Origin of the sequence: Bacteroides sp. MSB163 (assembly GCF_036416795.1) — a bacterium.
GTDB lineage: Bacteria > Bacteroidota > Bacteroidia > Bacteroidales > Bacteroidaceae > Bacteroides > Bacteroides maternus.
Genome location: NZ_CP143867.1, coordinates 4,600,388 through 4,616,489, shown reverse-complemented (window position 1 = coordinate 4,616,489; position 16,102 = coordinate 4,600,388). Strand labels below are relative to the sequence as shown.

The following is a 16,102-nucleotide window of genomic DNA, read 5'->3' as shown; positions in this document are numbered from 1 at the left end:
AAAGATTATAACAAATACTGAAATATGAAAACACTCAAATACGCCTGGCGTTTCCTGATACGCTCCAAATCATATACAATTATTAATGTAGTTGGTCTGGCACTCAGCCTGGCATGTACCATCATATTAGTACGCTACATCCACCGTGAGCTACAAGTAAACACACACTGCACGGATGCTGAAAATGTGTATATTCCAATTCGTGATATTGACAATAATGTATTCCCCGGTAGTGTAAGTAATGACAGTGGTGCAGATACCATCTATTTTTTACCTGATGCCATTAAAGAACGAAGCTACTTCATGACATTGAGCAATGATAATGTAAACATAGACGAAAGACCCTATGCAATCCAGATGTTAGTAGCAGATACAACATTCTTTCATTTCTTTCATTATCCCCTGAAAGGCAAACAAATGAAAGCACCTGAAGAGGCTCTCATCACACGCCAATTTGCCAAGCGTGTATTTGGAGAGAAAGATCCTATCGGACAAACTATGGAATATTCAGGAGGCAGACACCTTACCATTTGCGGTATATTGGATGAACCGTCCTGCAAATCATCATTGACATTTGATATCGTAGTAAACATTGATCTCAAATCACGAAGAGAATGGGGCAGAATGTATGTGGAACTTTTACGTTTCATGCCGGGAGTCGATGTAAACGCAATCAATGCTGCCAGTAACGTTTACCGTCAGGTGCCGGATGGATTTAAAATACGATATAATTTTCTTCCTGTCAGCCAACTCTATTGGAACAAAGAACTGGCTGCCGCAGGTGATGATTTGGAAATGTGGCATTATAGTAGTCATTCACATATACTGATACTTACAGGTGTGTGCATGCTGTTGCTATTGGCGGGAATCCTGAACTTTGTAAATATATACTTGGTTTTCATGCTGAAACGTTCCAAAGAATATGGTATAAAGAAGGTCTTTGGTGTGCAAGGGCGCGCTCTTTTTCTGCAACTGTGGTTAGAGAATGTACTCATGATATCCATAGCGTTATTGCTAGCCTGGTTCTTCATTGAAATATTCTCGGGATATGCCAACCGCTTATTGGAGAGCGACATTCCTTATACGGCATTTGACTGGCAGTTGTCATTAGGGGTCCTTCTTTTCTTGCCACTGTTCACCACTATTTATCCCTATATCAAGTACAATTACCTACCACCTATCATATCCATACGTACCATCGGATCATCGCGTCAATCCGTTACCACACGTACGGCTTTTTTATTCATTCAATACAGTATCACGCTTTTACTCATTATACTATCATTGTATTTCAGCGGTCACCTTCGCTTTTTGCAAGATACTCCTCCGGGATTTCGGACTCAAGGGATACTGTATGCCAACTTAGTTCCGACTCCTCAAAACTGGAACTCCGAAAGCGAACAAGAGAGACAACAACGCTGGCAGAATTCCCAAAGTATTCAGCAGAAACTGAATGAATGCCCGTTCATAAAGAAATGGTTCTGCGGAGACCCTACACGCAGTGGAGTGCTGGGCAGTGGAAGTTCTTCTACTCTCATAAATGACAAGGATGTTAAGTTAAACATGATGCTGATGTGGGTACCGGTTGATTTCTTTAGTTTGTATAATCTGCAATTAGTAGATGGTGCATTGCCCGATAAAGTAGAAGGATACGCTCAGTATCTGGTAGCCATGAATGAATCGGCCATGAAGGCCTTCGGTTATACGCGACGGGAAGATGCTTTCATAAGAGGAGAACAGGCACTTTGGATAGCTATGGGGATGGATGGAAAAATAATAGAAGGTGGTATATCTCTGATGCCTGTAGAAGCTGTAATCAAAGATTATTATACCGGCCATCTCACAGCCGGAAAGAAACCTGTGGTATATATGATAACCCCCAATAGCGCCGGCTCGCAATACCAGATTGCATGTATACCCGGAAAAGAAAAGGAACTGATGACTTATTTGAAAAGTGCCAGACAAGAGATATTTAATACTGAAGAATTTGATCATCGATGGCTGGATGAGGATATACAAACTTTATATCGTGAGGATCGCCGTGTAGCAACCGTGTTTACACTGTTTGCCGCCATCTCTATTTTTGTCTCGGCATTGGGATTATTCGGACTTTCCTTATTCGACATCCGCCAACGCTACCGGGAGATAGCCATCCGAAAAGTAAACGGAGCACAACTACGGAATTTATATTCAATTTTGTTCCGTAAATATATATGGGTGATAACCGGTTCCGCATTGTTGACCATACCTTTATCTTATTACCTGATACACATTTATACACGGGATTTTGTTGTGAAAGCTCCCGTCAGTATATTCATCTACCTGATCGCCGTATTAGCGGTGGCAGGTATTTCGTTGGGAACATTGTTCTGGCAGGTGAATAAAGCGACCCGCATCAATCCGGCAACAATCATGAAAACAGAATAAGACAGAAGAAAATCATGAAACAAATTCTACTATCCATACGCATGCTATTGCGTTTTAAAGTATATACTTTTATTAATCTCACAGGACTGGTGTTCAGTATTTCCTGCGCTTTGATTATAGCCCGCTATATTCATCAGGAGAATAATGTAGACCACTTCTGTCCGGAGCTGGAGCGTACTTTCCTGATGACAACCGTCATGGACAACGGGCAGACATATTTAAGTGGTTCTATAGATCCCAACAAGGATCCCAACTACAGAAATCCTCTGTCAGATCCATGTGTTGAAAAGGTCAGTCAGTTTATGCTGTTTTCGGATGATTATGTAATAGTCGACGGACGTCGGTTTACAGTGCAGGCAATGGCGACCGACAGTTTATATCTGGACATGATGCCACATCCTGTAATAGCCGGCAAGCATACACTCAACACCCCCAACGATGCAATTATAACCCACAAATTAGCCAAACGATTATTCAAGAACGAGAATCCGATAGGGAAGACTCTGAAAGTATCAACAGGAGATGTGGTAACTGTTACGGGGGTGATAGACGAACCTTCAACAAAAGCTTCCGTACAATTCGAGATCATCATTTCCAAAAACCTGCGCAACAGCTGGAGCCGTGTGGCAAGTGAACTGGTACAACTACATCGGGCAGAAGACGTCACAGAGCTTAACAAGAAGAATCAGAAACCTATGGAACTGATGGCTTATGGTAAGCGTCCCATATTTTATCAGTTGACGTCACTCAAGGATTTCTATATGAACCATAACCTGCTTGTTTATGATAAAGTTTTGCGAGGAAACCGGACTTCCCTAAGTATTCTCACTATTGTGGCTATTCTGTTATTGCTGGTAGGCATCTTCAACTATGTCAATCTGCATACCGTAGTAATGCTGAGACGTGCCCGTGAGTTCGGGATAAAGAAAGTATTCGGCGCAAATGGAAAAACGGTTTTCCTACAGCTATATTTCGAGAACTTCTGCCTGGGAGCGGTGGCTTTGCTCTTTATCTGGACACTTGTGGAAGTGACACGCAACATCGTTACTTCGTGGTTCGAGATTCCCGTGACATCAGATTTGTCTTTTGATATATGGATATCTGTCTTTCTATTATTGGGGATGCCCCTCATTACGAGTATCTTTCCATTTATTCGCTATAATTATGCGACTCCTGTCAATTCTCTCCGTTCTGTCGGTGTCGGTGGCAACTCTATAGTATCACGCATGATATTTTTGTTCATACAATATGTAGTCACTGTCAGTTTGGTGATCGCGGCTATTTACTTCAGCCGGCAGTTATACTATGTGCTCCATTACGACTTAAATTATAAAACACAAGATATCATTCAGTGCCCACTCTTCTCTAAGCAGACCTCCTGGGACATTACATCGGACGAAGAGTGGCAGGCACAACAACAAAAGGAATCCGCAAACATGGAATTAGTTCAGCGCAGAATGGATGAATCACCTCTATTTTCGCAATGGACTTATGGGCAATTGCCTATACTCATAAATCCCCCATCTACACAATGCACTGCATCGACCGGCGAAAAGGCCGCAATGACTATTAATTTTGTAGATCAACATTATATGGAGTTTTTCGAACTTAAACTAAAAGAAGGACGGATTTGGGATAATGAAAAAGACCAGTTCGCACAATATAAGTTTATCATTAATGAAACGGCCAAGAGAGTATTCCGCATTGAAGATATAACCAAAGCAACTCTGCAAACAGAAAGGAGACTGTTTTATACCAGCGGAATGAATCTGAATGAAAATCCTCCTTATGAAATTGTAGGAGTGATTGAAGACTTCAAAATGGGACATCTGTCCAATCCCGATTATCCGTTGGCGTTTTGTTTCTCAAGAGCCGATCACACGAATCCATTACTGGCTTGCATTGTGCCCGGTAAACGGAGGGAAGCCATCAAATACCTGGAAGATTTATTTCATGAAATAAATGGAGACGGAGAATTTTGTTACTCCTTTGCCGAAGATGATATAGCGGCTATGTATCATGATGATCAGCGTACGACACGTATCTATATTGCTTTTGCAATGATAGCTATCTTTATATCTTGCCTGGGATTATTCGGATTGTCATTATATGACATTCAGCAACGTTACCGCGAGATCGCTTTACGAAAAATAAACGGAGCCACTGCCCGTGACATATTCCGGTTATTGTTGCGTAAGTACTGCTATATATTTGGTGCGGCTTTTGTGGTAGCTTCCAGTGTCAGTTATATTATCATCCATAAGTATATGGAGAACTATCATCATCATGCTCCGATTGCCCTATGGATGTTCCTGACAGCCGGGTTCATCGTGGCTCTTATTTCTTTCTGTACCCTATGGTGGCAAATCCGTAAGGCTATCAGAATCAACCCGGCAAAAGTATTAAAAGGAGAATATAATGGGGCGTATATGTCGTAAAGGAAGCATTGTCGTGATGCAAAACTAGCAATCTCGTAATGTGGAATATTGCTAGTTTTGCATCACGACATTGCTTCTTATGTTCCGTTTAAGGCAGGTTTTGACTATGCCTTGGCTTACCATATTATTTCTCGCGTGCTTTTATTGAATAAATATAACAAATCCAAGACTAATAAAAGGCTTGGTAGGGTTCAAAATAGGGTCAGGGTCACTTATAACCCCATTTACAGGTGATTTTTAATTCCATTAGTCAATATTGCATTGATATACAAACAGTTGGTTTTAGACGTTTTTTTGCAAAAACAAATTCCCGTAGATTCGAAATATTGTAATACGAACGATCTTTTACGAGTAAATGTTTGATACAAAAAAACAGAAAGGTAAAGCAAAAGTGACAAAGAGTAAATTAAAAAAAAACTGATTCCTTAGTAATTTGACGCTATATCAGTGCTTTTATTTTACACCCAATTAAAATATTCTATTCATTTGAGCAGAATTTGGGGGTATAAGTGACCCTGACCCTATTTTGAACCCTTAACACCACATACTTCTTTCTATTTTCAGACTATAAAACGCTAATATACAATGGTTAACCCATCGTCAAGGAGTGTATTCATGAGTGCATCTAATGCATGTTTTTTTAGAGAAAAGCATAAGCGTCTTCCCGATTATTAAAAGAGAAAAAACGCTACATCTGTTCACAGCTAGACTATTACTTCATCAAAAGTTAAGAAGTTATAGTCAGAGTCTATAACTATCCTTTGTGATTTTAAATGTACCATTTGTGCGAATATGCACTATTTTTGTGCAGTATAGCACACTGATTTCAGATTGCCGCATATAGTATTTTATTAATAAACAGCTAGTTGCAATTCTGGCACAAAATTTGAAATCTTAATATGGAAGATTCTGTAAGGACTATCAAAAGTTAATAACGATATAAAACCATGATACAACATTATTTCAAAATAGCATTTCGCAATATACTGAAATATAAAACACAAAGTATTATCAGTATCCTTGGTCTGGCAGTAGGCTTCACCTGCTTCGCCCTTGCCAACCTGTGGATACATTACGAAATGACATATGACGCTTACCACGAAGGAGCCGACCGGATGTATATTCTTTGCAAAGAAAGTGTATTTGGAGTAAACGGTTATTCCACTTCCATGCCATACCCGGCATCGACTCTGCTGAAAAACGATTTCCCGGAAGTGGAAGCCGCATGCGCCTATACCAGATGGGGACAAAAAGCAGATATTAAGGCAAACGATCATAAGGTAGAGGTACATTATATACAGGCGGACTCATGTTTTATGGACATGTTTAATGTCTCCGTTCTATCAGGAAGCATGGATTTTATGTATTCCAATGACAAGATAGCCTTAACAGAAGATATGGCTATGCGTTTGTTTGGCTCTACGGATGTACTGGGCAAAGAAGTTAAAAACTACAATGATAACACACTAACAGTTTGCGCCATTCTCCCGGATCTCAATCACAGTAATCTGTCATTCGGTTGCTGGGGACAGGGAGAATACTTCCGCAGCTGGCAGAATGATTGGAGTAATGGAAGTTTCGAAATCATTATCAAGTTACGTAAAGGGACTGATCCGATAGCCTTTCAGAAAAAACTTGCTGCAAATGAAACGAAAGCCGATCCAAGAGATCCCCGCAGAGTGTTCGAGAGTATCCGGCTAATACCACTCAACGAGTATCATTATTCATCGATTAACAGGAACCCATCTTTCCAATTCTATTATCTGATACTATTTTCCGTAGCCGGAGGCTTGGTGATTCTTTGTTCTCTGTTCAATTATCTCTCTTTGTTCATCACTCGCATGAGGATACGTAGCCGTGAGATAGAACTGCGCAAAGTATGCGGTTCCTCCATCGGAGGGGTATTTATTCTGCTTTCTGTGGAGTACCTATACATCATATTGTTATCCGGTGTATTGGGTATGGCTTTTGTTGAGATGGCCTTGCCCGCCTTTAAGAAAATATCTGGGGTATCCGGAAATATTTATGGAGAATCACTTCTCTATTTTGCAGGAATTCTTTTATTGTCTTTATTTCTGTTAGTGCCATTCACCATCAGACGGTCCCACATCCGGAATAGCGGAAACAAGTACGCACTCCGTAAAGTAAGTATTGCATTCCAGTTGGCAATAGGGATTCTTGTCACGTTCTGCATAATAGTGATGATGAAGCAAATCTATTTCCTTACGAATGTGGATTTAGGATGGGAAAGAAAGGATATAGCTTCCATCAATCTTTTATATCCGGACAATGATTTTGAAACCATTGCTGATAAGATAAAGCAATTCTCATGTACAAGGGAGGTTGTATCCGGACATTGTTGCTTATTGCCTAAATCATCAGGCTTTTCACATACTTTCGATAATTGGGACGGAAAAGAAGATGCGGCGAAAAGTTTAGATATGCTATGTCTGTGGAATTGCGAAAAGACAGTGCCCTTCTACAATCTGAAACTGTTGGAAGGGGAGATGGTGAAGCCGACAGAAACGAATAGCATAATGATTAATGAATCGGCCGTAAAAGCGCTTGGAATGAGCGATCCGATTGGAAAGAAACTTTATCAGAAGGACAGAACATGGACCATTGTAGGCATAATTAAAGACTTCCACATCACGGCACCGACAGAACCGGTGCAACCCTATACTTTAGTCTCAGGGGATATTCTTAAGGGTATGGGATTTTCTTTAGGAAAAGGACAAATCTTAATCAAGTTTCATGATGGCAAATGGAAAGAACTGAAAAACCGGATAGACAGCATATTCAGCCGGGAGTATCCGGAAGTGAGATATAGATTATATAACACAGAAGAAGAATATGCCGGATATCTTAAGTCCGAAGACGCACTGATAAAGTTATTGAGCTTTGTTGCCATGGTTTGTGTACTTATTGCTGCTTTCGGTATATTCTCTCTTGTTACACTAAGTTGTGAACAACGGCGCAAAGAAATAGCTGTACGCAAAGTGAATGGAGCTACAATCCGGGATATTCTTATTATGTTTGTGAAAGAATATATGCTTTTGCTGGTTATTGCGGGTGTCATTGCATTCCCTGTAGGATATGTGCTGATGAAGCGTTGGCTTGAAAACTATGTAGAGCAGACCACAATTAATGCCTGGATATATTTAGTCATAGCCGGTGGCATAGCCATAATAATCTTTGCATGTATCGGCTGGCGCGTGTGGCAGGCAGCACGGCAAAATCCGGCGGAAGTGATAAAGAGTGAATAAGAAAACGAACTATGATACAACATTATTTTAAGATAGCATTCCGTAATATATTGAAATACAGGACACAAAGTATTATCAGTATCCTTGGTCTGGCAGTAGGCTTTACTTGCTTCGCACTCTCAAACCTGTGGATACACTACGAAATAACGTATGACAAATTCTATGAAGGTGTGGAACGAACCCATTTGCTTTACCAAGAAGCCACTTTTAGTGAATCAACATTCAGCACATACAGTACATATATGTTAGCTACTACACTTCGGCAAGAATTTCCAGAAGTAGAAGCAGCGTGTGCAATTTACCAATGGGAAGTAGGACTGAAAACCAAGGAGGGAAAAACGGCAAAAGTCAATTGCATGTATGCCGACTCCACGTTTTTAGAGATGTTCCAACCTACCTCCATATTGTCCGGAAGTATGGAATTCCTTTATTCTGATAATAAAATTGCATTAACAGAAGAGACAGCTATGTCATTATTCGGTTCAACAGAAGTCTTGGGAGAAGAGATAGAGACAGATGATACGCCTAAGACAGTCTGTGCCATTCTGAAAAATGTAGAGAAACACAGTAATCTCTATTTTGCCGCATGGACAATGTCATCACAATTTCAAAAAATAAAAAGCGAATGGGGAGTACATAGATTTCAAACCTACATCCGGCTACGTAAAGGAGTTGAAACTACGTCTTTCCAGAAAAAAATGAGAAATTACAAATCCGGAAACCAATGGTATCCCCAACCTTTCGAAAAATATAAGATACTTCCATTAACTCAGTACCATTACTCTGCCATCAATGAAAAACTATCCCTTAAATTTAATTATTTAGTACTTTTCTCCATAGCAAGCGGAATGATTATACTTTGCGCATTGTTCAATTATCTCTCCTTATTTATCACCCGTATGCGCGCAAGAAACCGGGAAATTGAACTAAGAAAAGTATGCGGCTCATCCATTCGGAATTTATTCATACTTTTTGGTGCTGAATATTTGTTTGTACTGCTTTTATCCGGCCTTTTAGGAATGACATTTATCGAATTATCGCTTCCGAAATTCAGAGACCTGTCAGAAATTAATGGAGATATTTATGGAGAATCATTCCTCTATTTTACAGGTATCCTTTTCATATCCTATATCCTATTAACACCTTTTATTGTCCGCCGATACCACAGACAATCCGGCAGTCTGTTCCTGTTCCGTAAATGCAGTATAGTATTCCAATTGATAATATGTATTTTATTTATCTTTTGCGTAAGCATTCTTATGAAACAACTCAACCATCTGGCAAATGGTGATATTGGTTGGGAAAGAAAGAATACAGCAGTATTAAGACAATATGTTTCTCCGGAATCTTACGCTGCCGTCAGTGCCGAAATAGATAGGATGCCATGTATTGTAGAGACACTGAAGGGATGTGAACCTTTATTTCCAAGATATAGTACACTGACTTACAGGATAAACAGTTGGGAAGGAAAGAAAAGCACGGATCAGGAAGATAGAATAGATATCACCTGCATAAGAGAAGGGAGGGAATTTATCAATTTTTACAACCTGAAGCTAATAGAAGGTGAAATGCTAAAACCGGATGATGCAGATAAAGCTATCATCAACGAGACTTGTGCAAGAAAATTAGGTTTAGATAATCCGATAGGTAAGAAAATCAATATTCACCAAGGAGTTACAATTGTCGGAATCGTCAAAGACTTCCATATCACAGCACCTACAATCCCGGCAGTACCTACTTTATTCTGCAATAAAGGAGGTCTGGGAGGTTCCGATTCTGATGCCAACTATGGCGATATCTTGATAAAATATCGCGCAGGAACATGGGAGGATCTTAAAAAGCGAGTGGACGATGTATATGCCAAAATCTCAACTGGCAGTAATGAATATCATTCTCTTCTCAATATAGAAGAGGAATATTCTAAGTTCCTGAAATCCGAAACGTTATTATTGAAGCTGCTTGGCTTTGCCTCAATTATTTGCGTACTCATTGCCGCTTTCGGAATATTCTCTTTCATTACGCTAAGTTGCGAGCAGCGGCGCAAAGAAATAGCCATCCGCAAAGTAAACGGAGCGTCTGTAAAAGAAATACTTGCCATGTTTGTAAAAGAGTACTTTATATTACTCGTTGCAGCATCAGTGCTAGCATTTCCTATAGGATATGCTTTGATGAAAAAATGGTTGGAAAGCTATATAGAACAAACAGCAATCAGTGCATGGATATATCTGGCCATCTTTAGCGGGGTAGCTTTACTTATTCTGTTATGCATTGGCTGGCGAGTATGGCAGACTGCACGGCAAAATCCGGCAGAAGTGATAAAGAGTGAATAGATGGTGCGTATTCGCACTGTTTATGTGCAGTATGGCACACTACTTGAATAATGTTTTCACATGTACAAATTTAATATACAATACATTACAACTTTGGCATAAGATTTGAGAACCTATTATTAAAATCAAGATACCATGATACTCCATTATTTCAAAATAGCATTCAGAAACCTGTGTAAGTATAAGACACAAAATATCATTTCCATCATCGGATTGGCAGTAGGTTTGCTCTGCTTCTGCATCTGCATATATTGCAGTCGCTTTGTAGAAAGCACAGACCATTGCTTTGCTAATCATAATCGTATAGCAGAATTAAATCTCTATGACAGTAAGGCAGACAGATATTTTTCCGGTTCTCCAGTTCCTCTGGCCGAAGAATTACGCACATGGTCTTTGGGAGAAACGGAAGCCATTTCATCCGTAACCTATCCTCGTGAACGTCCTTATTATGTAGAGTTATCTCAGGAAAAGATACTACCTTATGAGCTTGAAACGATTGAAATAGATACTTTCTACAATGAAATCTTCACTCCGGAAATGGTAGCAGGACACTGGAAAATGGCAAGCCAATCTCTTAACTCCGTCATCCTGAGCCAATCTATGGCCATTAAAATATTCGGTAATGCAGAAAGCGCTATCGGCAAACACATGACTCTCATGAGAAGGCTCAATACCTCTCCTGAAAGCACTCCGAAAACAGGAGGTATCGTCTATACCATTCAAGCAGTGATGAAAGATATCCCTCTGAACAATAGCTTGGATTTTATGCAAAACATAGATATGCTGACCGTAAACGACAGTGAAGGACTTTTGCAAAGCCCTAAACGCCATAACATGACAGGGGCAAGCACCTATGCCTTGCTAGCAGCACAAACCACTTGCGCTGCTTTGGAAAAACAATTCTCAAAAAGGAACTATACTTACACTTTATATAATGAATCCTACGCCATCACAGCCAACGGCATGGGTACTCAACTAAAAAAGCAAGGTGCTTCCTATCTGGCATTGGTGACCGGAATCATAGGAACACTGATCTTGTTGGTAGGTTTGATAAACTTTTTTCATTTTCTCATAGGTTCATTCTTTAACCGGACCAAAGAATACAGCATCATGAAGATGGCAGGCTGCAACTGGAAACAATTATTCAGTCTGCTGTTTACACAATCCCTGATTGTTATCTCCATATCATTCGTATTGGTACTTTGGGGAATCGAATTACTTGGCGACCACATGAATTTCTCATTACCGGGATTAGTTATGTCTTTTAGTCCTGAACTCCTTTTAATGCATGCTCTGCAATACATCGTATTCCTTATTATACTTTGCGTAATCATTTGCCTGTTTGTTTCTGCCCGCATCCGTAGAATTTCAGTACAAACAGGCATCTACGGAAGCAATAAACGCAGGGGGAAACAATGGGGACGTAACTTCATGCTAGGCATCCAGTTCTTTATTTGCTGGGTATTCGTATCGCTGACAATCGCTTTATATCTGCAATCAGAAAAAACAGCCAATACCTTGTTCCACACATTAAGCCAACGGGAGAAAGCGGAAATCTTAAGTATTCCATTGGATTATCCCTTCATGAAGAACGAAGAAAAACTGACCATGATAGAACGCTTCAAGCAACATGCCGGAGTGAAAGAAGTTCTGCTGTCGGATATAAGTTATATGCATGGAATGTCTGGAAACGGATTAACAACCGAGAAAGGAAACGAGAACTCCTGGATTGATATAAGCATTATGGCTGTTCCATCCAACTTCTTCTCTTTCATGAATATTTCCATAGAGCAGGGAAGTACCCCACAGACAGAAAAAGAAATTATAGTAGACAGAGCCTGGCAGGAAATACAGAAAAAAGAGGTTATCGGCATGAATCTGTACAGCTGGAATATGGATTACACAATATGTGGAATATCAGCTCCTTTTCAGGCAGATGTATACAACCGGAGCAGCGGCTATGCTTTTGTTCCATACGATTCTTCCATCTATATAGGCCATTGCTATATCAAGAGCCATCCCGGACAACAGAAAGATGTAGCTCAATGGATAGAGAAAGTCTGCCACGAAATGTTGCCTGAAAACATAACTTACCAAACTAAAACGTTCCTTGATGACATCCATGAGGAACAGGCCATTGAGTATAATCTGAAAGATATTATTCTCTTCTTTGCCATAGTCAGCGTCATTATTACTTTATTAGGTGTATACTCCAGCATCACGCTTGATACAGAACGGCGTCAGAAAGAAGTTGCTATCCGTAAAGTAAATGGGGCGGATGTTCCGCAAATCATCTTGTTGTTTGCACGCCTTTACATCATTCTGTTATTCTGCAGTGCTGTCATTGCATTCCCGCTTGTATACGCCGCGTTGATGCTATGGAAACAAATGTACACGGTGTTCTTTGATTGCGGATTCCTGTTCTGGCTCTGCATATTCCTGATTGTTACTTTTATTACAGCCATTACAATACTTTTCCGTATCTTGCGGATAGCAAGAAGCAATCCGGCGGAAGTCATTAAAAACGAATAAGAACAATGGTATTACATTATTTGAAGATATCGCTCCGAAACCTGTTGAAGTATAAAACTCACAGTCTGATTTCCGCCATTTGCCTGGCGGTGGGAATCGTATGCTACGCTTTGATATGCTTTTTTGTTCAGCAACAGGAAAAGCTTGCCGATTTGCCCAACTGTGAACGGCGGCTAAGAATAGAAATCAGCCAAAGCGAAAGTTCCTTTTTTCGCAGTCATGAAGTGAAGCGGATGGAAGAACAAACAGTCGATGGTTTGGAATGTGTTACTATCCACTCTTATGGCAACTCTACAGAGATAGAAGTCATTGATGACGAACAACGCAATTTGCCTTTCCTGATACGCTATAAAGGAATCAATGCCAATTACTTCGCATACAATGACAGGAAATTATTGTATGGTAACCGTTTACCCAAGGCACCGGATGAAGTGGTCCTGTCACAACAATTCGCACGTAAAGCCTATGGTAACAGGAACCCCATCGGCTCCATCATACACCTCTCTAATCCTAAAAACATACCGGAGAACTCGATACAAGACTTCAGGGTGGTGAATGTAGTAAAAGACAATGACTTACGCATCCGGGAAGCAGATTGTTACTTCTCTTATGAAATCTTATCTAATGACGCGATAAGCGTAGGCGGCTATTTATCTCCTGAGACAGATATAGAAACCTTGAACAAAAATCTGCAGTCGGTAACGTGGCAGCGGGACGAGCATACGGTGCATCCTCACGCATACTTTACTATGCGGCAAGATAAGGCTTGGGAGAATGCGAAACTGTATATACTGTTTGTCGCTTCGCTTATCTTGGTTTCAGGCCTGATAAACTTCCTCAAATTCATCATTCAGATGTTCTACAACCGCCAACGTGAAGTGGCGTTGCGTAAATGTATGGGTTCGGAGTTAAAAGGACTGTTTCTACTTCTTTTCGCTGAGGTATTTTGGATGATGTCCATCGCTTTTCTTCTGTCACTGGTGCTGACGGAAGTAGCCATAAATATTGCCGAGACATACATACCGACGTACGACTTACCCAAATTTTCACTGGCTGCAATTTATGCTGTACAGTTCCGGATATATGTCGCACTCCTCCCTGTATGTATGCTGGTGATATGGTTTCCCATCCGCCGATTACGGCAGGTAAGCATTATCAGCCAAGTCAATAACAACCGCAGTCGCCACATCTTCCGTTCGGTCATGATGTGGTTTCAACTCAGTATTTCGATATTTTTCGTAAGCGGCACGCTCGGTATCCATTTGGTATTGGATGAAATTTGGGGACATGCTTATAGCCCGCTTACTTCCCAAGAGGAGGATGACATTATCGCCCTGAAAATAAACAGCCAGCGTATGGGGCAACATTTGAATCCGATATTAACCGATATCCAAGCTCTACCGGAGTGCGTCGAGATGCTACCCATGATGGACAATATGCAAAACGGATTTTTCTTCATGCACACCTACAAGAAAGCAGACCAGTCGGAAGCGCGAATTGCCTTTACGGAAGGTTCTCCGAGCTACTTTAAGTTTCTAAATATCCCGATGCAAGGGAAAGAAATAGGCGAAGATGCGGAAGGAAGCATTTACGTTAGCGAAAGCTTTAAACAGCAACTGGATAAAGACAGTGTGCAAGGCATGGTGGAACTTAATGGACAGAGTTATCGCATCATAGGTACCTTCAAAGCGCTCTATAAAGAATCACAGAAAGAAGGAGTCATCGGTTCGGTATTCTTTCCCGGCAACAGTTTCGGAAATTTCTACTTTAAACTTGCACCCGGAACAGGCTCCGACAAAGGTATCCGTCGTATCACTGATATCTGTCGGAAATATGTTCCTGACACTTTGCCACTCGAAATCCGTACGCTGGCTGATAATAAACAAACCACCCAAGGATCTATATATATCACCCAGGTTGCGATGACGGTACTGGCCGTTATCAGCGTCTTATTAGTCGTGCTAAGTATCTATTCAGCCATTTCTATGGATACAGTCAGCCGGCAGAAAGAAATTGCCATACGCAAAATCAATGGAGCTACTCCGTGGATTATCGCCGGAATCTTCGGAAAAGTCTATCTGGTTATCTTCCTGTTGGCCTTTGCAATTGCCTATCCATTGGTCAGAACCATGCTGCTATCAATGGATGGTCCTCCGGTACATTGTATACAAGGATGGGAGTGGGGCATTTCAATCTTCTTCAGTATAGCTTTACTGATATTCCTTACTACAGCATACAAAATTTACCGGATCATGCATATCAATCCGGCCGAGATAATAAAAAATGAATAAACAATATTACTAATTAAAATTATCGCTATTATGATTAAAACAGTAAACCTGCAGAAAATCTTCAAGACAGAAGAAGTGCAGACATGGGCTTTGAACAATGTAAACATCGAAGTGAAAGAAGGCGAGTTCGTCGCAGTCATGGGACCTTCCGGTTGCGGTAAATCTACATTGCTGAATATCCTCGGCTTGCTCGATAATCCTTCGGGCGGAGAATACTACCTCAATGGAAAGGAAGTCTCCAAATACACCGAAGCACAACGTACCAGCCTGCGTAAAGGTGTCATTGGTTTCGTATTCCAGAGCTTCAACCTGATTGATGAACTGAATGTATACGAAAACATCGAACTGCCGTTGCTCTACATGGGTATTCCTTCCGCCGAACGCAAACGTCGCGTGGAAACAGCTATGGAACGCATGGCCATTACACATCGGAGCAAACACTTCCCGCAGCAGCTCTCCGGTGGTCAGCAGCAACGTGTGGCCATTGCCCGTGCCGTAGTAGCCAATCCAAAACTGATCCTTGCCGATGAGCCTACCGGTAATCTGGACTCAAAGAACGGTAAAGAAGTGATGGAACTGCTGAATGAACTGAACAAAGAAGGAACTACCATCGTCATGGTAACCCACTCACAGCACGATGCCGGTTTTGCAGGACGTATCATTAATCTGTTCGACGGACAGGTGGTGACAGAAGTGAGTTTGTAAATAAAACAGATAGTTACATCTCTTTTCATAACTATCTGTACATCAGAAGGTTTCAAAAGGCGTCACTTTGAGGACGTCAATGTAGTACTTCGAGGACGTCAAAGTACTGCATT

Annotated in this window: 7 protein-coding genes; all 7 read left to right on the top strand. The window is 40.8% G+C overall.

The features are described 5' to 3' along the window. Positions 1-24: 24 nt before the first annotated feature. The 7 genes from VYM24_RS17715 (at position 25) to VYM24_RS17685 (ending at position 15,989) form a co-directional block, all read left to right on the top strand. Positions 25-2,427 carry an ABC transporter permease gene (locus VYM24_RS17715; RefSeq protein WP_330940520.1) on the top strand — a complete coding sequence of 801 codons (2,403 nt, stop codon included), beginning with the start codon at positions 25-27 and terminating at the stop codon, positions 2,425-2,427. Between the two features lie 14 nt (positions 2,428-2,441). Next, the gene (locus VYM24_RS17710; protein ID WP_291551303.1) at positions 2,442-4,865 is read left to right on the top strand and encodes an ABC transporter permease; all 2,424 of its coding nucleotides are present in this window, start codon (positions 2,442-2,444) and stop codon (positions 4,863-4,865) included. A gap of 947 nt (positions 4,866-5,812) precedes the next feature. Beyond that, complete coding sequence (locus tag VYM24_RS17705; RefSeq protein WP_330940519.1) at positions 5,813-8,131, top strand: ABC transporter permease; 2,319 nt, start codon at positions 5,813-5,815, stop codon at positions 8,129-8,131. Positions 8,132-8,142: 11 nt separating this feature from the next. Beyond that, entirely contained in the window at positions 8,143-10,461 is a 2,319-nt protein-coding gene (locus VYM24_RS17700) for an ABC transporter permease (RefSeq protein WP_330940518.1), read from the top strand. Positions 10,462-10,596: 135 nt separating this feature from the next. After that, positions 10,597-12,993, top strand: a complete 2,397-nt coding sequence (locus VYM24_RS17695; protein WP_330940517.1) for an ABC transporter permease — start codon at positions 10,597-10,599, stop codon at positions 12,991-12,993. Between the two features lie 5 nt (positions 12,994-12,998). After that, positions 12,999-15,284, top strand: coding sequence for an FtsX-like permease family protein (locus VYM24_RS17690; RefSeq protein ID WP_330940516.1), 2,286 nt, complete (start codon positions 12,999-13,001; stop codon positions 15,282-15,284). Between the two features lie 30 nt (positions 15,285-15,314). Further along, the gene (locus tag VYM24_RS17685; RefSeq protein WP_007218531.1) at positions 15,315-15,989 is read left to right on the top strand and encodes an ABC transporter ATP-binding protein; all 675 of its coding nucleotides are present in this window, start codon (positions 15,315-15,317) and stop codon (positions 15,987-15,989) included. Positions 15,990-16,102: the final 113 nt, after the last annotated feature.

Coding starts and splice junctions, on each gene's coding strand:
- VYM24_RS17715 (WP_330940520.1), top strand. CDS start 25: ATGAAAACACTCAAATACGCCTGGCGTTTCCTGATACGCTCCAAATCA.
- VYM24_RS17710 (WP_291551303.1), top strand. CDS start 2,442: ATGAAACAAATTCTACTATCCATACGCATGCTATTGCGTTTTAAAGTA.
- VYM24_RS17705 (WP_330940519.1), top strand. CDS start 5,813: ATGATACAACATTATTTCAAAATAGCATTTCGCAATATACTGAAATAT.
- VYM24_RS17700 (WP_330940518.1), top strand. CDS start 8,143: ATGATACAACATTATTTTAAGATAGCATTCCGTAATATATTGAAATAC.
- VYM24_RS17695 (WP_330940517.1), top strand. CDS start 10,597: ATGATACTCCATTATTTCAAAATAGCATTCAGAAACCTGTGTAAGTAT.
- VYM24_RS17690 (WP_330940516.1), top strand. CDS start 12,999: ATGGTATTACATTATTTGAAGATATCGCTCCGAAACCTGTTGAAGTAT.
- VYM24_RS17685 (WP_007218531.1), top strand. CDS start 15,315: ATGATTAAAACAGTAAACCTGCAGAAAATCTTCAAGACAGAAGAAGTG.